Raw genomic sequence first — 19,703 nt, forward strand, 5'->3', positions numbered from 1 at the left:
AAGGCTATTCCCGCATCCACTGCCCCGGATGCGGGGTGTAGTAACTGACCATAGTCTTGGGCGACTGACATTCGGGCAGACTCGCCGATGCCGACAGTAAATACCAATCTTGCCTGTGGGCCGAGCCCATATTCTGCCCCTTACTCAAATCAAAGCATTCAAGGGTTACCCAACCGGGAACCAGGAGATAGCGTTGTTTACCTTGTTGCAGCCACTGCCAGGCCCGGCGCTCCTGCTCGGCAGTGGATGCCAGATAGCTAAAATGGGTAATACTTATGGGAGAAAACAGAATAAACTGCTCCTTGAAGCGGATTAATCCAAGCTCAGCTTCCTCACCTATCACCTCGGCAGTATGTTGCATCAAAGCCTTGGGAGTACGTATTTCATCGAGTAACAGATAACCCCAGGTGCTGACCAGGAGCCATCCCAGAATAGTTACAGCGCCGGCCCTGAACAGCGAAGGCTGCTTCCTTAGCCACCAAATCAAAATTAGCCAGGAGGAACCCAGCACCATAAACAGGTAGCCGATACCTGTGAGATCATCGGTATAGTCCGCCAACCTCTCAAGCAACTTGGGATGATGCAGCAATGCCAGCACCCCAAGAGTCAGCAGCAAGCCCCCCAACAACCACAACAGGGCGGACACCAAACGCTCAAACCACAGACACAACTGTGCTCCCTGCAATGCAGCCGCAATGGCCAGCGCGGCCATCGGCAGTGCCGGTAAAATATAGAGATTGCGCTTACCTGGGCTGATACTGAAAAACACCACCACCAACAAGACCCATAACAGCAAGACGGCAATGCCTGGGTCTGCCTTAATGGCCGCCCAGAGGCGCTTTCCGTAAGCCAATGCCAATAAAGGCAGAGGGAACCAGAGCCAAGGAATGACACTGAAAACAAAGAAATACCAAGGTTTGATATGATCCCAGGCGTTGACGTAACGTTCACCCGTTTGCTTAAACAAAATATTGTTCATGTAAGCCAGGTGATCCGGGCTCGCGGATGCTTGAACCGTCAGTATCATGGGAACCAACCAGAGCGCAATTACGGCCAACATGGCGACCGGCCCCAATAGCGCCCGCCAGCGCCAGCTCTCTCGCCATAAGCCTCGTTGCCAGCTGTAAAATGCCAACGGCAACAGCAACAGCAGAGGCAGAAAGCCAACCCCCTTGGTGATAACCCCCAACCCCATAAAGCCCCAGGCGGCGAAATACCAGCCCCAACTCGGCCCTTTGAGGAAATGGCGCAAGAGGCCATAACACCCTAAAGTAATCCAACACATCACCATGGCATCTATCTGAGCATTCTTGGCCTGCATCAAAAATTGCGGCACCAATAGCAGCAGCAGAGCAGCATTGCGGCCAGTGCGAACATTCCAAAGTCTGGCGCCCAGATCGTAGACCAGCATCACTGTCAACAAACCACACAGGGCATTGGGCAGCAAGAAAGCCAGCTTGAGGTCACCAATCAAGGCGTAGCAAAGTGCTATGGCCCACATGAAAACCGGCGGTTTATCAGGATAAAATTCGCCGCCGCGACTGGGAAACAACCACTGACCGCTACTGACCATTTCTCTGGCAACTTCGACAAATCTGGGTTCGTCAGCAGGCCAGGGAGAGCGGAATCCAATTCCCAGCAACATAATAAACAAGGTCAGCCAGAACAATGCCCAAAACACCCTGGTGTAACTATCACTGTCAAAGTAGCTACGCAGCCAATTCATCAAAGCTCCTGTTTGTCTGTGACCAAATCATCCACCTGACGACTCAGGCGATTGCGGTAAAGGTAAGTTCCTATAAAGCTGGAAAGCAGCAAGAGCACCAGGCTGATGCCGAGTTGATACTGATCAGACAAGCCCAAGCCGGCCCCGGCATAGGCAAAGATCAGCATCTGCGGTAAATAACCAATGAAACTGCCAAGCAAAAAACCGCCGACAGGAACCCGGGTTGCCCCGGCGAAAAGATTGGTCAACAGGTTGCTGCCCACAGGTAACAGCCTAATCATTAATACTTTGAGCCAGGTGCGATGGATGATCATCCGTTCAAAACGTTGCAGCCGTATACCAAAACGTTTTTGCAAGAATTCGCGTACCGTCAAACGGGCACAGTAAAAGCTGAGAAGGCAACCCGCCAAGGCGGCAAAGGTAGAAAACAGGGCGCCAACAGCCCCCCCAAGCGCGAAGCCGAAAACAAAGGCAATGATCTGTCTCGGGCCGCCCACTGCGGTAAACAGGGTGCCCACAGCAAACAGTAACGCCAGTCCACCACTCCCTTGGCGCTGAATAAAGTTGGCAACCCAGTTGCTGTCGGTGAGATGCTCAAACCAGCCGGCCTGAACGGCCAACATCAGCCCAAGCAAGACAGAGAGCAACAACAGTGTCTTTAGCAAACGCTTCAACTTAATCCCGGCGGCTGTGTTCAATGCTGTCTATCTCGGCAATTTTGGCCCGGCGGATCAACCACATCACCCCCAAGATATCGACGATTCCCACCCAGAGTCGATTCCAGGCAGTATATTTTGAAATACCGGCTTGTCTATCTCTGTGATTAACCACGGAAATACGCACATCTCCCCCAATACGGCGGATAAGCGCCGGAATATACCTGTGCATATGGTTGAAATAGGGAAGTTTCAGAAAACTGGCTCGTGGAAACAGTTTAAGGCCACAGCCGGTATCCGGAACGCCATCGTGCAACAAAGCATCGCGTACCCGGTTAGCAAAACGGGATTGAAAGCGTTTCCAAGCCGTGTCTTTACGGTGCTTTCGATAACCTGCGATACAAAAATCAGCACTGTTCATTTGCGGGATAAGCCGGATCATGGCGGGGATATCCGCAGGATCATTCTGCCCATCGGCGTCCAGGGTCACTATATATTCCCCCTTGGCCTCGCGCACTCCCGTGCAGATAGCCGTGCTCTGACCTGTACTGCGTTTATGACGGATAACTCTGGCATCACAACCATTTTGTTCTGCGGTTTGTAACACTTCGTTGGCAGTGTTATCGCTGCTGCCATCGTCCACAACCAGAATTTCAAATGGAGTTGTACTTGCCAAGGCCTGACAGATTTCATTAATGAGAGGGCCTATATTGCCGGCTTCGTCTTTGGCGGGTATTACGACTGAAATCAAAAATAAGCTCCCGGGATACTGACCTAAAAACAGTTCAAGCCTATGTTCCATAGGCTTGAACTGCAGCATAGAAGTCGTTTCTTAAGGCTAAATTATGTCAACGCCGCTTTTTACGCAACCATTAAAACCAATGCTGATAACATTTTAATTACAGACATAAAAAAGCCGGCTAAGCCGGCTTGGGGAAGGTGTTATTTCTCAGAATCTGTATTCGTAACTGCCAAATAGGCTGGCATCTGTATCGTTATCAGTATCGAATTCTGAACGGGAAGCAGTTCCCCCAAAAGTCATCATTCCCTTCAACAAGGGCATTCGATAGCTGAGCTCCAACATCAATAGGTCTTCCTTGGCAGGCTGAGGTGCCCAACCATGAGAAGGAGACTTGCCGTCTTTATTGAGTTGAGCATAACGCAGGTAAGCGTTGATGCCGTGGCTGTCGGCAAATTGCCCAACCAAACCCAACACATAAACCTTGGCATCGCTGTCATAGGTGGATCCCAAAGAACGTTGATAGTAACGTGAACCACTCAGGTAAGTGCTATGTTCATAGAAACAGTTAAACACATTAGGGTCGCTACCACAGGCTACCATTGTATCCGTATACTCAAAGAACAGCTTATATTGCTGCTGCGCCAGGTTGAAGCGGGTATCAGCGCCCACCAGCATGCCACAGTCGGCAATCTGCCATGGCGCCGAACCGCTGGAGTCTTCACAGGTGCGCTCCAGATAAAGGCCGAAAGGCACGTTAAACAGAGTGTCGGCATAGCGAATATCGAAACCCGCCATCTGGTTGCCTATCTTGGACTGCATGGAAGGGTCACAGTTAGGATCTCCATCGGCACACTCGGTACCACCTGAAATAGCATCCCAGAATGAACCAAAACCGCAATCCTGCCCCTCACCACAGAATTGCGTGGTCCAGGAAAGGCCTATTTCCAACTGTTTGAAGGGTCTGACACTGCCACGCATATTCCACAGCAGGGTATCTTCAATGGCCCTGTCGTCGTTCATCCAACTGATACCAGTAGTCAAGGTCCAGGGACCAATCCAGGATAGCCAAGGGGTTTCAAAGCCAGCGGCATTGTTACGACTGAGCATCACAGACGGCATGGGCCTGGCATTATTTGATTTATGCAAGGCCGAATCAAATCCAGGCCCCCACCACTGCTGCACAGCGCCTGCGGTCACTATCCAATTGCCCAATACCACAGCCATGTAGGAATCATCCGGACGAGCGTTCTCATCATCCTGAGCATCATATGCCCCGGTTCCTGCAACCTTGAAGGCAAAACGTTCTCCGACATATTCATAGGAGGCACTCAGTTGTCCCTTCTCACGATAGTCAGAACCAAAATGTTGAAATCTGGCAGCATCGGTTGCCGCCGTTGCCTTGATGGCCGCACTACCGCGACTGTCTATCGCCTGACGATAGTAAAAATTCACCCTGGAAAAGGCGTCGGTCAACGCCGGGGTCAGTGTGGCCGGCTCAACTTTGGCCAAGTCGGCACCGATACCTGCCCACATCAAGGGATAGGTATTGACCGGAACCGTGATTACCCCGGCATCGGCCAGCGCTTGTATATCGGCTCTTAAATAAATGTCAGAACTATCGACCCAAGGCGCCGCTTGACTCATAGTACTCATTCCCAGGCCAATGCCCAGCACCAAGCTTTTGTACAAAAAACTTCTCATTGAAATTAACTTCCTTGCTTTTTGATTCGGGTAACCAAGGCCTTGGCAACATCCGGATGAACAAATTGACTGACATCGCCCCCGTGCAGCGCGACTTCCTTGACCAAGGTCGATGAAATAAAAGAGTTTTCTTCCGCAGGGGTCAAAAAGACACTCTCCAGCTCAGGGTGGAGCCGACGATTCATATTGGCCAGTTGGAACTCATATTCGAAATCAGACACAGCGCGCAGCCCCCGCACCAACACATTGGCACTCTGTTCTTTGGCAAAGTCCACCAGTAGCCCGGTAAAGCCAACCACCTCGACATTATCCAGATGTGAGGTCACCTTGTTGAGCATGGCGACCCTTTCTTCCAGAGTAAAACAAGGCTGCTTCGATGGACTGGCTGCCACACCTATCACCAAGTGAGAAAATAGCGCAGCGGCACGTTGGATAAGATCCGCATGCCCATTGGTGACAGGGTCGAATGTTCCGGGATAGATGGCTTTCGTGTACATGACTCTGTGCCCTAAATTGATGGTGTAATCGCGCCTAGTTTAACGAGTTCTCTCCCTGGATTGAACCATTGACATCGAATCAGCTTGGTTAACCGCTTAACAGCGGTTGTACCCAAAGAGTCTGAGTTCAAGGCATTTGGTGACCCATGCAATTCTTTCAGACATGAAACCTGGTTATGAAAGACGAAAACACAGATCTATGGAATTTAAATTGGTATACTGACACGCCTTTTTTCGTGAGTGATCCATTGATGTTCACGAGGATGTAGACATCAATGGATCACTTAAGTTTTTACAATGAGTTGATTTTTTCATATGTTAAAAAGAGTATTGGTCATCAAACACGATAAAATTGGCGACTTTGTCCTCATGTGGCCTGCACTGTATCTACTCAGGCATGCTTTACCGCAAGCCAGTATTGAAATGTTTGTCTCTCCAGCCGTAAAGCCATTTGCTGAAGTATGCCCTTATGTTGACCATGTCATTGTCGATAACGGCAACGATGAAGAGATTGGCGAAGCCATCAGCGCCAGGCAATATGACGCAATTCTCATCTCTCAATCCGAATACCGTATCTACAAAATCTTACGTCACATAGATGTTGCCTATAAACTCGCTCCTAAGCATAACTGGTACCAATATCTCTATAAACACAGAGCCAACGTTCAGTATCGTAAGGGAGAGCCTTGTTGGCGTGGTGCTTGCTTACTGGTAGAGCACTTCCTTAATCATTTTGGATACAGTATCCCAGCGCTTCCCAAACAATATTGGGATAAACAAGCCGTGCGAGACAAATGGCAAGCCTATTACGGACATTATTCAGGTGAAAAGTTGATCTTTGCTCATCCGGGTACAGGTGGGTCATCCGGTGCGCTCGCCCCAAAGGACTTTGCCTACCTATTAACACAGATAAACGCCAATACTAAAATCGACTGTAAGTTTGTACTCACCTTTAACGGTGACGAAGAAGCATTAGCGCAAATAATCAATAAAGACTTACAAGCTAACGGAGTCAAAGTGGTGATGGCCAAACCTTTAGCCGGCCTTGCCGACTTTGCCGAATCACTGGTCGCTGCCGACATGTTTATCGCAGGTTCAACAGGCCCATTACATATCGCTGGGCTCCATGATGTGCCGACTGTAGGCTTTTATGCGGGGAGGCGTTCAGCGCCCAAAATTCGCTGGCAAACTTTGACCCAGAGCCACAAGCGTCTAGCCTTTACTCCACCGATAGGCAAAAAAACTGGCCGAAATATGGCACTAATCGATTTTGACGCTGCGGCACAGGAAATTGCTCAGTTCCTAGATACCTTTTATGGTGAGCCCCAACCACTCACCTCGGATTTATAACATTTAGCGACTCGACATTTATACGAGTCACACGAAAATTGGAAAATACTTATGATAGTAGTCACAGGTGCCGCAGGCTTTATTGGTAGCAACTTAGTTAAAGCGCTCAATAACTTAGGGCGTAGTGATATTATTGCCGTAGATGACCTGACCGACGGCACCAAGATGTTTAATCTCGCCGACTGTGAAATCGCCGATTATCTGGATAAAGCAGACTTCATCGAACAGATCAACCAGGGACAATTCGATAACAAGGTTGAAGTAATCTTCCATCAAGGCGCCTGTTCGTCAACCACTGAGTGGGACGGCAAGTTTATGATGGCTAACAACTACGAGTATTCCAAAACCCTGCTCCACTTCTGTGAGCGTACCGGCAGCCAGTTTATCTATGCATCCTCGGCCTCTGTTTACGGCGGCAGCGATAAGTTTGTCGAGCAGCGGGAGCTGGAAAAGCCGCTCAACGTCTATGCCTACTCCAAGTTCCTGTTCGATCAATATGTCAGGCAACATAGCTTCACGACTCAAGTGGCCGGACTACGTTACTTCAACGTTTATGGACCAAGGGAACAACATAAGGGCGGCATGGCTAGTGTAGCTTTCCACTTCAACAATCAGATTAAGGCGAATGGTATCTGCCGCCTGTTTCAGGGCCACGACGGCTTCGAAGATGGCAAACAACTGAGAGACTTCGTGTATGTCGAAGATGTAGTCAAAGTCAACCTCTGGCTATGGCAAAATCCAAGTGTCTCAGGGGTGTACAACTGTGGTACGGGTCAAGCACAGAGCTTCAACGACGTGGCCAATGCGGTGATCGCTTATCACGGTAAGGGGGAAATCGAATATATTCCTTTCCCGGATAAGCTCAAAGGCGCCTATCAAAGCTATACCCAGGCGGATCTCACTCGACTTAGGGCTGCTGGATATACTCAGGCCTTTAAAACAGTCGAGCAAGGAGTACCCGAGTATCTGGACTGGCTGGCCGCGCAACACTTTATCGGTCAGTAATTAAGCCTTGAGGAGCCCATTTGTAATGAAAGACAATCAATTGAAAACAGCTATTTTTACGCTTGCTATTGGTGATGAAAATCCCATGTACCGTGCCGCGTTACTCAGTTTCGAAAGATATGCCGAAAAAGTCGGTGCTGATCTTATCGTTTCAAAGGAGCTCCATTACCCAATCACCATCACAAATCCAAAACATACCGCCAGCCCTGCGTGGACAGAGAAGTTATATATCAAGGAGTTATTGAAAAAATACGATAGGGTACTGTACCTGGATGCCGATATCATTATTACTCCAGATGCTGACAACATTTTTGAAGTTTATAATGAACTGGATACTATTTATCTATTTAATGAAGGACAGTTGCTAGAGCGTCAACCTGTGATAGACAAAATCTCTGCTATCATGGGTGAAATAAAAGACTGGCCCAAAGAAAATGGACGCCCTGTCTACTATAACTTAGGCTGCATGCTAATTTCACGCCAATGTCCATTATTTGATATTGCCTCATTATCTGATCTTCAGAAACTTTGTAATCACATAAAGTACTATGAACAAACTTATGTAAATTACCTGATACAACGTGATAATCTCAAAAATAAGAGCATATCCTCACAGTTTAACCGCATGGATGTTTTAGGGGCAGATAATTATAAACAAGCCAGCTTCATCCATTATGCTGGTAGAGGCTATACTAACTCTTCCTTAAAACGTGAAGTCAGATTTGTAAACGACTTTTGCGACATCTTTGCTAACCAAATAGATGCTGACACTTTAAAAGAAATCAAAAGCGACGGCTGGGAATTGTTTATCGACAAAGCACATAAGCGTTATAAGCTACCGAGATCGATCATCAGTGCCTTGGCCAAAGCCTTCGTCACCATTTAAGGAAATAGCTAAAACTCATGATGAAGTATAAGGTTTTCGTTATCAATCTAGCCCGCTCTAAAGAGCGGATGGCCCATATTACCGAGCAACTCAATCGTGTTGGAGTCCCCTTCGAACGCATAGAAGGCGTTGATGGCAACCTACTAACAGATGAAGAAATTGAACAGGTTTCTCCTGCCAAATTAGTGCAAAAAAACTATTACAGGGCGCTAAGTAAAGGAGAGGTCGGTTGCAGTCTTAGCCACAAAAAAGCATGGCAAAAAATTATCGATGATGACTTGGATTTTGCCTTCATTCTTGAGGATGACATCTACCTAGAAGACAATTTCTCAGAAGTGGTCGACTTAATGCGAAACCTACCCACAAAAGAATGGGACTTCATTAAGCTTTATCCACTACGCAAGGGTGGCCAGAGCAATATTAGGAATGCTTATACTTACCATAAGCACAAATTTATTAGTTATCATAAGTTTCCAATTAGCGCTGTAGCACAGGTAGTGAGTAAAAAAGGAGCTAAAGCACTTATCAAAAACATGCCTTATGTGGTACAACCAGTTGATGGACACCTAAAATCCTGGTGGACGCTAGGTATTTATCCTTTTGGACTCATCCCATACTGCGTTTCAGTCGATCTGACGGGCCTATCGGACATCAACCCTCATGGGGGGCTTGAAAAGATGAAGCAACGCAAATTAACCAAGCTATATCTTAACTGGCAACGCGCTCTGGCGCGGCTTTTTGCAACGCCTAAGCTTGACAAAAAATTCACACAGTTTACCAACTATCTAAAATAGAGATTCTTGTGTCTGTCATAATTGAACATTCAAGCATACTGAAAGCTAAGCGTGTCTTGTACATGACACACTTGGCCATTGGTGATTTTGTCTACCAAGGTGTTTGGTTACGCGCCCTTAAAGCAAAATACCCTCATCTTAGTATCGATATCTGGTTTGACGACTGTCGCAGTAAGCCCCACGATTGGGCTAAAGGCCGCAACAAAATTCTATCGGAATGGATAAATGCAATAGGGGATTTCGACGACGTTTATCCTATTGTGAGCAATTTGGATCAACGTCAAGCAGCAATCCAAACAGCTCGAGAAAAAAAATACGATATCATCATTTTCGTAGGGAAAAATCGTAGCGAACAATTTGCAAAGATTGCACGTCAGATCTCATCGACAGCCATAGTTGTCGCCACCATGAACTACACCCTAAAAAATCTATTTACCAGTAAAATCTATGCTGGCAAACTCGATGGTACTCTCAACTACCGTGACATAGCTAAAAAAAGCTCACATGTTACAGACTTCTATGGTCATTGCTTTAATCAATTTCTAGGATTAGATACCACAGATCTCATTAACGGCAGTAAACAACTCGATATTTATATTAGTCCAGAGTATCAATCAAGTGTCCAACCCGTGATAACCTCACTCACACAGGGTGACTCAAATAAACTCATTATTTTTATCAATCACCTATCAACGGCGACGAAAAAAGACTACCCCTGGCCTCAAGTAAAACAACTGATCCAGCTGCTTAATTCAAAATATGCCAACCTGGTATTCATAGTCAATACACCGCCAGATAAGCTTGAATCTGTCACTGCAGAGATAAGAGCAGATAAAGATTTAAATCCAAAGCAGATCACTACCTTTACTGCACTGAATAATTTCTTTGAACTTCCAGCTATCATAGGTCTTTGCGACCTGAGCATAAGCGTCGATACTGCTACTGCTCATCTCGCTGTATGCATGTCGAAGCCTCAAGTAACCCTAATGGCCAGCGACTTTAAGCTCTGGCAACCACTGGGGGATAGCATCATCCTTGAAGGTACAGGTAAAGCAAGCTCTATTGCCCCTCACCAAGTCGCCAATGCAGTGGAAAAGCAAATCCTAAACTTCTATGGTGAAACAGAAAAATTTCAGCCTTTAAACAACAATTGAGTATATGTTGAACATAAACCTGGGCAGGGGAAACTTAATAATGCATTATTTATTAATGCTTTATATTTAGCCCACCAACACCGAGGCTTTAATATCAGGGCTTGTAAAACGATTAAACAAGCAAGAGCTTAAGTAATTGGGCTGCAAGTGGTAAAAGTGCTGAAGTTTTATTCCATTACCCTTAAGAGGACTCACAGAGGCTCAGATAATCGGCAACAATTTTGTCGATGGTCACCTGCGTAAGGATCTGACTGTCGGCAAAAGGCGGATAATACTCCAAGGCTTGCTCCAACTTCCGACTTAAAGCCTTACTATCCCGTCTCGGCACCAGATATTTAGCCAGTTCACCCGTTAAAATCTCATCAGGTCCATGGGGGCAGTCGGTACTGATCACAGGTGTGCCGCACAATAATCCCTCGACCAGGACATTACCAAAGCCTTCATAATCGGAACTGAGCACCAAGAGACTCGCACCCTTTATCCAGGGAAAGGGGTTGGCCTGAAACCCGGGACAGATGATGCGATCGGCCACACCGTATTTTCTGGCCAGTTTCATCGCCTTCTTGGGATTGTTACAAAGTAGCACCAGCGGCAAAGGCTTATGCATCTTGGCAAGAGCCTGAAATAGTATGTCATGACGTTTTTGCCGTGCGACGCGACCAACATGGATCAGATAGTCACCTTTGGGAATATCCGGGTGTTCCTCTACAGCTTTTGCCCTTATCGCTTCTATATCGAATGGGTTATATATAGTACGCATACTGCGGGGAGAAATTCGCCCGCTCTGGCGAATTTCCTGAGCGATCCCCTTGGAGACTGTGATCAACGCCTGGCCGTTTAGTGCCAGCTTGGTTCTGAGCATTGTAAGGTAAGCTAATAGTCCGAGTTTACGCTCACGCTTCAACTCCTCTTCAATAGAGTTATGCACCACAATATAGAGCTGTGATACACCGGCACGAGTTAGCAATAAATTGCTCTTGTCCAAATTAGACAAAATAAGGTCAAAACCACCATAAGTCTGTTCGAGTTCATCGAACCATTGCTTGACCCTGGCAACCGAGCGCCCCAACCGCCACCAGGCAATGATATGCCGCTCACCTTCATCGAAGCAGACATGCAAGGGAATTTCCTCAGGGACTGCATAATCATAATGAGGGGTCAGCACCAAAAGATGCGGCTCGTGTCCCAAACGTTTCAGTTCAGTCGCCAGAGTTAGGACTATCTTCTCTGCACCGCCACCGGCGAGGCTGTCTATAGCTAAGCCGATCCGTTTACTACTCATAATCAAGCCCCAATAGTCGTGCAATCTCCATTATGCAGATATCCAGCCCCTTGGCCTCCCCCTCTTTATCCATATTGGCAACTAACTGCCCCACGGTTTGTGGTTCCAACAGACGCTGTACCTGAGTACACATAGCATCTGTCTCGATATCGCTGCTGATGGCTAAGCCCCGCTGCACACAGCTATCAATCCGCTTGGGTTGATCCTTGGAAACTGCCACCGCCAACGTCGGCACCTTAAGAGCTATCGCCTGCAACAGGGTATCACCACCGCTTAGTACAGCGCCCACTGCGCCATCAAGCAGATTGATAAACTCCATGCTGGAGAGCCGCTCTATGCTCACTACCCCCTCTAACCTAGGCAGGGCTTTAGGATAATTAGGACCAAACACCATGACGCTGGGTATCCCCATCTTTTGATAACAGACCTGCGCTACTTGGGCAAAACGTTCAGCCGCAAGAGTTGCGCCGACATAATGACCGCCAGATCCTGCGCTATAGAGGAGATATCCCTTTGGCTTTAAGTTATATGCTTGCTGCAACTGCTGTTGCAACGCTTTATCGGGTCTTGCGAAGATAGGACCGGTAAAGATGGGCTCGGCCCGTTTGATCAGGTTTAACTTGAAGCGATCGAAACGACTAATATCGCCAATCACAAACTCAGGCTGCACTACCCAATGACTGTCAGTGACCAATGCCCGTACAAGCTTCATGCCTCGAGCACGTTTGCGTTTGTGCTGGCTGATAAAAACCACCTTGGCGCCACTGCGATAAGCATGTTTCAGCTGTGCTTTACGGCCGGCCGCATCAAAGATTACCAGGTCAGGCTTGAGCTCTGAGATCAACTGGTTCACCTCTTTCACTCGCTTGGTGGGAGTGTCGTCAACCAGATGCGTTGGATAGGAGCAATACTTGGCGTAGGGGGCGCGACTGTTAAGCACAAATTCAATCTGTGCTCCGGGCCAACGCTGCATGATCTCGTCGGCCACTATGGTGGAACGCATATATTCACCTATTCCCTCTTCACAGGAGACAGGTACAAATAGAAATTTTGGCGCCACGGACATCGACATTATCCCTAAAATTAAATGGAAAAACCCCATCCTCCCTCATTGCTTCACTCAACTGATGTTTGTCAGCAGATGAGCCTATCAAGCCTGAAGTTTACCATTAATCGGCAGCTCCTTACTATTGACCGGAGTATTGTTGAGGATCGCTCGATTAAGCGCTTTCGCTCGCTGGCAACAGACGATCAAATTGGGCTATTACAGATGCCACCGGGATCATCTCCATCAGATGCGCGCCCTTGGCGCGTGTCCCCCAGGGAACCTCGCCTGGATGTTGCAAGGCGATTACCTCATCATAGACACTGACCACGCTATCCAAACAGGTATAAGGCCCAGTGCGTCCAGGATTGGAATGGGCGTATAGGCCGATCACCGGCGTTCCTTGGGTCACAGCCATATGAGCAGGACCGGTATCCGGCGCCAGGACTATGCTCGCCTGTTTCAAAAGCGCCAAAAGCTGCGTCAGTGAAGTCTTACCCACCTGGTTTTCGATGCGGGCATCGCCATGTTCAATAATGGCCTCGGCAAGCTGATACTCCATAGGAGCGGGGCCGCCGCAAAGCAACACACGATAACCTCTTTCCAGCGCATGGTTGGCTACTTGAGCATAACGTTCGGGCAACCAATTTCGCTCTGCCTTACTGGCGGCAGCGCAAATAATCAGTGCCTTATCCCCATCAGGGATCAACTGACAGGCAAACTCAGTATCAGCGGCGGGCACAGGAATGTCCCACTTAGGCTGAAGATCTGTCACCCCCACAGCCTTAGCGAAGCCCATAAAGCCTTCCAATACATGGGGCGTGGCCAACGGGGCAACCTGCTCATTGGTCACCAACCATTGTCCCTCTTTGGCCCTGGCCCGGTCAAACCCTATGCGCACTTTGGCGGGGATCATCAATGAGGCTATGGTAGCCCGCAGCGCCACCTGCATGTGCAACAGCACATCGAAACGACGCCCCTTGAGCGCCCGCCGCAAATTGAGGTAACTCTTCCAGCCTTGACCTTTGTCAAACACCACAAACTCCACCCCGGGCAGGTGCTTGAGCAGCTGATATTCTATCTTGCCTACCACCCAGGTGATGGCCAGTTGCGGGTACTGGCGCTGAATTGCCTGCACCATGGCAACGGCATGACAAACATCACCAATCGCCGACAGGCGCAGCAAACAGAGAGATTGAATTTTCGCGGGGTCAAAACTCATGGACAGAATCGGCTTCTTGGGTGCAAACCCCAGATCTTAATGTAGAATAGACTCAGGTTCCACGCTTATAACGAACAAATAGCCGATGCAGATTAAAAACACCGCCAAGGGTTGCCTGGCGCTGAGCCTTGCCGCCCCACAAGCCCTGGATGAAACCTGGTTTGACGAGTCTTTTTGGCGGCAACAGCAAGCGATTGTCGGCTCATCCAAGGGGCGTTACACCACTTGGTTTGTCGAGCATGAAAAACAGCAGTGGGTATTGCGCCACTATTGGCGCGGCGGCTTGATGGAAAAGTTCAGCAAAGACGCCTACCTGTTCACCGGCCTCACCAAAACCCGCGCCGTGGCAGAACTGGCGCTCTTGGAGCAACTCTTTGAAGAAGGTTTACCTGTACCCGAGCCCATTGCCGCCAAAGTGGAACGCTTCGGGCTCTGGTACCGGGCCGATATCCTGATCCGTCGCATTCATGGTGCCGAGGATCTGGTGGCTCTGCTGCAAAAACAGGCCATGTCACGCCCACAGTGGCAACAACTCGGCGCCTTGATTGGCCGTTTTCATCAGCGCGGTGTCTACCATGCCGATCTCAACGCCAAAAATATTCTCAGCAGCGACCAGGGCTTTTATCTGATTGATTTTGACCGAGGAGAGCTGCGAACCCCGGCCGATGGCTGGCAACAGGCCAATCTCAGTCGGCTGCTGCGCTCCTTCAACAAGGAAAAACGCAAACAGCCCCAGCTGCAATTTACCGAAGAGAACTGGCAGTGGTTGCTGGAAGGTTACCGTGGCTCAGCGAGTGCCTGACAACAAGGCCTGAGCCAACTGCAACTGCTTCTGCAGTGCTCCTCTGTTGCTGCTAACCACTTTCAAGCCGGCTTGGGCGGCGTAGCGTCTCGCACCGCTTTCCTGTAACAGTGCCGTTATGCCACTCGCCAGCGAGGCGGCATCTTCAACCAGTTGCAAGGCCCCGGCACCTTGCAGCAGGCAAGTTATCTCGGCAAAGTCCCAATGATGGGGGCCGACAAAGACCGGCAAGCCCAAGGCTGCCGGCTCCAGCGGATTATGCCCGCCATTGGTGATCAGGGTGCCACCGACAAAAGCCAGATCGCCGCAGGCATATAACCCCAGCAGCTCCCCCATGGTATCCCCGAGCAGCACCTGAGTCTCGGCAGCTAGCCCTTGGCCGCTGCTGCGCCGCACATAGGCAAGCCCGGCCTGCTTGATTGCCGTGGCGGCATTATCGAACTGCTCCGGGTGTCTCGGTACCATGATCAACAAGGCCTCTGGCCACAGTGCCAATAGGCGTTTATGGCACTCCAGCATGGCGGCAAATTCCCCTGGATGAACACTGCCGGCAACCCATACCGGGGACGAGGCGCGTCCCCACAACTGCCTTTCGCCCCTGGCCCTGGTTATCTTGTGCTGATCCAACTGCAGGTCGAACTTGAGGCTACCGCAAACACTCAACTTGTCTCTGGCAACGCCCAAGGCGATAAAGCGTTCGGCCTCGGCTTGGGTCTGCACGGCTATCTTATCCAACAGTTGCAACATCGGCAGGCTAAGTCCGGCCCACTTCTGGTATTTGGCGGCCGACTTGGCCGACAACCTGGCATTGGCCAACATGATGCCTACGCCCTGTTTTTTGGCCTGATGCAGTAAGTTGGGCCAGAGTTCAGTTTCCATTACTATCAGGTTTGCAGGATTGAGCCTGTTAAGAAAACGTCGCACACACCAGGGAAGATCGAACGGCAGGTAACAATGCTGCACTGTGTCACCAAACGCCTTGCGCACCTCACGGGAACCTGTGGGACTGGTGGTCGTTACCGTGACAGATAAGTCAGGGTTGGCTTGCATCAATGCCTTGATCAGCGGCACTGCGGCCAGGGTTTCCCCCATGGAAACAGTATGGATCAACAGGTCTGTCGGTTTGGCCTTGAACAAGCCGAATCGTTCGCCCCACCTGCCGCGGTAATCCGGGCTCTTCAATGCCCTAAATGCCAGATACAGCAGCAAGAGTGGCGACAACAGATACAGCAAGAGTGAGTAACGGCTAAGGTTCATTGGCGGGATAATTGAGTTTTGCCTGATGGATTGTCACAATGCTAGCATAATACCCGAAGCAGCATAACCAAGAGCCATTCGCCGGATTGCGGATGATGCCGCAACCATTTAGGACTCAGATGAAAACCCGCGATAAAATCATCCAGGCCAGCCTGGAACTCTTCAACGAATACGGCGAACGCTCCATCACCACCAACCATATCGCGGCTCATCTGGGAATAAGCCCGGGCAATCTCTATTACCACTTCCGCAACAAGGAAGATATTATTCGTTGTATCTTCGACCAGTATGAAAATCATCTGGAACTGGGGTTTCAGCCCTATGAAGACAGGCAAGTCGATGTCGAGTTGTTGATTGGCTATTTCGATGCCATGTTCTATACCCTGTGGCAATTTCGCTTTATGTACGCCAACCTGGCCGACATCCTCAGCCGCGATGAGGCCTTGAAAAAGCGCTATCTGGAAGCCCAACAAAAGGTGTTGACCCGCTCTAGCCACGTACTTCAACAGTTGTGTCAGGATGGCTTTCTGCAGCTGGAGCAAGACAAGATCTCCAGCCTGGCCGATACCATCAAGATGATAGTCAGCTTCTGGATCAGCTATCAGCTGACCCAATCCAGCATAGCCAATATCACCAAGTCTTCACTCTATGAAGGCCTGCTCAGGGTGCTGATGATCTTCAAGGCCTACGCCACCCCCAGTTCCACCTCGACCTTCGAGCGTCTGGAGCAACACTACCAAAATTTGGCCCACCAGCAAGACTAGCTCACCGTCTTGGGCATCTGACATTCAGGTGCCTTGCTCTCTCAGCTTCCTTAGTTTTTCTCATCTGAAACAAGCACTAGCCCTAATCTGATTTATCCCTGACGGCCCAGCTCAAAAAAGAGTGTTGAGCCATTGGCTTTAGGGTTAAAATGCCACCACTCCAATAAACAGAATAATCCAATCAAGGAGACTTAAGGTGGCATCTACCTCATTCTACGATCAGATCAACCAACAGCTTGCCGACGTCAAGGCCGAAGGTCTGTACAAGAGCGAACGTGTAATAGTTTCTCCACAGCAACCAGCCATTCGCGTCAACGAAGCAGAAGTTATCAACTTCTGCGCCAACAACTACCTGGGTCTGGCCAATCACCCTGAATTGATCAAGGCGGCACAGGCCGGGTTGGCAGACCATGGCTTCGGCATGGCCTCGGTACGTTTTATTTGCGGAACCCAGGATATTCACAAGCAACTGGAAGCCAATCTGTCCGAATTTCTCGGCATGGAAGATACCATCCTCTACTCCTCCTGCTTCGATGCCAACACAGGTCTATTTGAAACCCTGTTAGGCCCGGAAGATGCCATAGTGTCAGATGCCCTGAACCATGCTTCTATCATTGACGGTGTTCGCCTGTGTAAGGCCAAGCGTTTTCGCTACGCCAACAATGATATGGCCGACCTGGAAACCCAACTGATCGCCGCCCGCGATGCCGGTGCCCGCCATATCTTGATAGCGACAGATGGGGTGTTTTCCATGGATGGGGTTATTGCCAACCTCAAGGGTATCTGTGACCTCGCCGACCAATACGGCGCCCTGGTCATGGTCGATGACTCCCACGCCGTTGGCTTTATCGGCCAGAACGGCCGCGGCACCCACGAATATTGCGATGTGATGGGTCGCGTTGACATCATCACGGGCACCCTGGGTAAGGCGCTGGGCGGCGCTTCCGGCGGCTTCACCGCGGCCCGCAAAGAAGTGGTCGATTGGCTGCGTCAGCGCTCACGTCCTTACCTGTTCTCCAACTCACTGGCACCTTCTATCGTCAGCGCCTCAATTCGGGTGCTGGAGATGCTCAAAGAGGGCCAGGAACTACGCGAAGCGGTATGGGAAAACAGCCGTTATTTCCGTGAAAAAATGGCTGCAGCCGGATTCACCCTGGCCGGAGCAGACCACGCCATAGTGCCGGTCATGCTGGGTGATGCCAAGTTGGCCAGTGACTTCGCCAACCGCCTGCTGCAAGAAAATATCTATGTTATTGGCTTCTCCTTCCCGGTAGTACCCAAGGGACAGGCCCGTATCCGTACCCAGATGTCGGCGGCTCACAGCCGTGAACAGCTGGACAAGGCCATCGAAGCCTTCACCCGAATCGGCAAGGAGATGGGTATCATCTGATACCTATCCCATGGAGTAACATGATGAAAGCACTGAGCAAACTCAAGCCTGAACAAGGCATCTGGATGGTAGACGCACCCAAGCCGGAAATGGGCCATAACGATCTGCTGATCAAGATCCGCAAGACCGCCATCTGTGGTACCGATGTGCATATCTACAACTGGGATGAGTGGTCACAAAAGACTATCCCTGTTCCTATGGTTGTCGGCCATGAATATGTCGGCGAAGTGGTGGACATGGGCCAGGAAGTGCGTGGCTTCAATATTGGTGACCGGGTGTCAGGCGAAGGCCATATCACCTGTGGTCACTGCCGTAATTGCCGTGGTGGCCGTACCCATTTGTGCCGTAACACTGTGGGGGTTGGGGTCAACCGCGAAGGTGCCTTCGCCGAATATCTGGTAATCCCGGCCTTCAACGCCTTCAAGATCCCCGATGATATCAGCGACGAGCTGGCTGCTATCTTTGACCCCTTCGGCAATGCGGTACACACTGCGCTATCTTTCGATCTCGTCGGTGAAGATGTGCTGATCACCGGAGCAGGTCCCATAGGCATTATGGCCGCCGCCGTTTGCCGCCATGTGGGTGCACGCCACGTGGTCGTTACTGATGTCAACGAGTACCGTCTGGAGCTGGCACGTAAGCTGGGGGCTACCCGAGCCGTCAATGTGGCCAAAGAAAAACTCGAAGATGTGATGAGCGAGCTCGGCATGACAGAGGGCTTCGATGTCGGCCTGGAAATGTCCGGTGTACCGTCTGCCTTCCACTCCATGCTGGATACCATGAACCACGGTGGCAAAATTGCCATGTTGGGGATCCCGGGTGGCGATATGGCGATAGACTGGAGCAAGGTCATCTTCAAGGGGTTGGTGATAAAGGGCATCTATGGCCGGGAAATGTTTGAAACCTGGTACAAGATGGCCAGTCTGATCCAGTCCGGATTGGATATTGCACCTATTATCACCCACCATTACAAGGTGGATGACTTCCAGCAGGGTTTCGATGCCATGCGTTCGGGTCAATCCGGCAAGGTCATTCTCAGCTGGGATTGATCCTCAAACAGGGCGCTGTACTCATGCAGCGCCCTGATGCACACTGTTAATAAGCACTACCTCTTTTACAGGCAAACTATGTCCAGTTACCAACACCTTTCTGTCGTTCAACTCCAGCAAATGATGGCCGAAGATGCCGAGCTGCAGATAGTCGATATTCGCGATCCTGCCAGTTTCGAGACGGCCCATATTCCCGGCGCCATTCGCCTCGGCAATGACAATCTGGCCGACTATCTCAGGGACGCCGATATGGATAAGCCCTTGGTTGTCTGCTGTTATCATGGCATCAGTAGCCAAAGTGCCGCGGAATATCTGCAACATCAAGGATTCGATGAGGTCTACAGCCTGGATGGCGGTTTCGCTGCCTGGCCGAGGGACTGA

19 protein-coding genes are annotated in these 19,703 nt (G+C 49.9%); 10 read left to right on the top strand and 9 right to left on the bottom strand.

Annotated elements, in window-relative coordinates; translation table 11 throughout:
• Positions 1–4: 4 nt before the first annotated feature.
• The 5 genes from SIL79_RS06390 to coaD form a co-directional block, all read right to left on the bottom strand.
• Positions 5–1,726: an ArnT family glycosyltransferase gene (locus SIL79_RS06390; protein WP_319619074.1), complete on the bottom strand. Its 1,722-nt coding sequence runs from the start codon at positions 1,724–1,726 to the stop codon at positions 5–7.
• The gene (locus SIL79_RS06395) at positions 1,726–2,400 is read right to left on the bottom strand and encodes a TVP38/TMEM64 family protein (protein WP_071475709.1); all 675 of its coding nucleotides are present in this window, start codon (positions 2,398–2,400) and stop codon (positions 1,726–1,728) included. Before SIL79_RS06395 ends, SIL79_RS06390 begins: the two co-directional genes overlap by 1 nt.
• A gap of 1 nt (position 2,401) precedes the next feature.
• Complete coding sequence (locus SIL79_RS06400) at positions 2,402–3,133, bottom strand: glycosyltransferase family 2 protein (protein ID WP_039035429.1); 732 nt, start codon at positions 3,131–3,133, stop codon at positions 2,402–2,404.
• Positions 3,134–3,331: 198 nt separating this feature from the next.
• Positions 3,332–4,825, bottom strand: a complete 1,494-nt coding sequence (locus SIL79_RS06405) for a capsule assembly Wzi family protein (protein ID WP_144361652.1) — start codon at positions 4,823–4,825, stop codon at positions 3,332–3,334.
• A 5-nt stretch (positions 4,826–4,830) separates the two neighbouring features.
• Positions 4,831–5,322, bottom strand: coding sequence for a pantetheine-phosphate adenylyltransferase (gene coaD, locus SIL79_RS06410; protein WP_039035407.1), 492 nt, complete (start codon positions 5,320–5,322; stop codon positions 4,831–4,833).
• A 315-nt stretch (positions 5,323–5,637) separates the two neighbouring features.
• On the opposite strand from coaD, the gene SIL79_RS06415 reads away from it, so the two are divergent.
• Genes SIL79_RS06415 through SIL79_RS06435 form a run of 5 tightly spaced genes read left to right on the top strand, consistent with a single transcriptional unit; the run spans position 5,638 to position 10,511 of the window.
• A complete protein-coding gene (locus SIL79_RS06415; protein WP_071475711.1) occupies positions 5,638–6,672 on the top strand; it encodes a glycosyltransferase family 9 protein in 1,035 nt (344 codons plus the stop codon).
• A gap of 51 nt (positions 6,673–6,723) precedes the next feature.
• A complete protein-coding gene (rfaD, locus tag SIL79_RS06420; protein WP_039035409.1) occupies positions 6,724–7,677 on the top strand; it encodes an ADP-glyceromanno-heptose 6-epimerase in 954 nt (317 codons plus the stop codon).
• 25 nt (positions 7,678–7,702) lie between these two features.
• Entirely contained in the window at positions 7,703–8,563 is an 861-nt protein-coding gene (locus SIL79_RS06425; protein WP_226684949.1) for a glycosyltransferase, read from the top strand.
• A 17-nt stretch (positions 8,564–8,580) separates the two neighbouring features.
• Positions 8,581–9,357 (top strand): glycosyltransferase family 25 protein, encoded by a 777-nt coding sequence (locus SIL79_RS06430; RefSeq protein ID WP_052248225.1) that lies wholly within the window; start codon positions 8,581–8,583, stop codon positions 9,355–9,357.
• Between the two features lie 8 nt (positions 9,358–9,365).
• Complete coding sequence (locus SIL79_RS06435) at positions 9,366–10,511, top strand: glycosyltransferase family 9 protein (protein ID WP_071475712.1); 1,146 nt, start codon at positions 9,366–9,368, stop codon at positions 10,509–10,511.
• A 181-nt stretch (positions 10,512–10,692) separates the two neighbouring features.
• Here the strand turns inward: SIL79_RS06435 and SIL79_RS06440 are convergent, their stop codons facing one another.
• From SIL79_RS06440 to SIL79_RS06450, 3 genes are all read right to left on the bottom strand, one after another.
• On the bottom strand, positions 10,693–11,793 hold the full coding sequence (locus tag SIL79_RS06440) for a glycosyltransferase (RefSeq protein ID WP_039035411.1): 1,101 nt from the start codon (positions 11,791–11,793) through the stop codon (positions 10,693–10,695).
• Positions 11,786–12,859, bottom strand: a complete 1,074-nt coding sequence (locus SIL79_RS06445; protein ID WP_082014341.1) for a glycosyltransferase family 9 protein — start codon at positions 12,857–12,859, stop codon at positions 11,786–11,788. Before SIL79_RS06445 ends, SIL79_RS06440 begins: the two co-directional genes overlap by 8 nt.
• A 154-nt stretch (positions 12,860–13,013) precedes the next feature.
• Positions 13,014–14,060: a glycosyltransferase family 9 protein gene (locus SIL79_RS06450; protein ID WP_039035413.1), complete on the bottom strand. Its 1,047-nt coding sequence runs from the start codon at positions 14,058–14,060 to the stop codon at positions 13,014–13,016.
• A gap of 85 nt (positions 14,061–14,145) precedes the next feature.
• On the opposite strand from SIL79_RS06450, the gene SIL79_RS06455 reads away from it, so the two are divergent.
• Positions 14,146–14,862 (top strand): 3-deoxy-D-manno-octulosonic acid kinase, encoded by a 717-nt coding sequence (locus SIL79_RS06455; RefSeq protein ID WP_162206835.1) that lies wholly within the window; start codon positions 14,146–14,148, stop codon positions 14,860–14,862.
• Here the strand turns inward: SIL79_RS06455 and waaA are convergent.
• A complete protein-coding gene (gene waaA / locus SIL79_RS06460; protein WP_162206834.1) occupies positions 14,848–16,119 on the bottom strand; it encodes a lipid IV(A) 3-deoxy-D-manno-octulosonic acid transferase in 1,272 nt (423 codons plus the stop codon). The genes SIL79_RS06455 and waaA overlap by 15 nt on opposite strands.
• Before the next feature lie 119 nt (positions 16,120–16,238).
• On the opposite strand from waaA, the gene SIL79_RS06465 reads away from it, so the two are divergent.
• The 4 genes from SIL79_RS06465 (at position 16,239) to glpE (ending at position 19,703) form a co-directional block, all read left to right on the top strand.
• Entirely contained in the window at positions 16,239–16,883 is a 645-nt protein-coding gene (locus SIL79_RS06465) for a TetR/AcrR family transcriptional regulator (protein WP_039035416.1), read from the top strand.
• A 196-nt stretch (positions 16,884–17,079) separates the two neighbouring features.
• Positions 17,080–18,273 (top strand): glycine C-acetyltransferase, encoded by a 1,194-nt coding sequence (locus SIL79_RS06470; protein WP_039035417.1) that lies wholly within the window; start codon positions 17,080–17,082, stop codon positions 18,271–18,273.
• A gap of 23 nt (positions 18,274–18,296) precedes the next feature.
• Entirely contained in the window at positions 18,297–19,322 is a 1,026-nt protein-coding gene (gene tdh / locus SIL79_RS06475) for an L-threonine 3-dehydrogenase (RefSeq protein WP_039035418.1), read from the top strand.
• Between the two features lie 78 nt (positions 19,323–19,400).
• On the top strand, positions 19,401–19,703 hold the full coding sequence (gene glpE, locus SIL79_RS06480) for a thiosulfate sulfurtransferase GlpE (protein ID WP_039035419.1): 303 nt from the start codon (positions 19,401–19,403) through the stop codon (positions 19,701–19,703).

The organism is Shewanella indica, assembly GCF_033842865.1.
Classification (GTDB): Bacteria; Pseudomonadota; Gammaproteobacteria; order Enterobacterales; family Shewanellaceae; genus Shewanella; species Shewanella indica.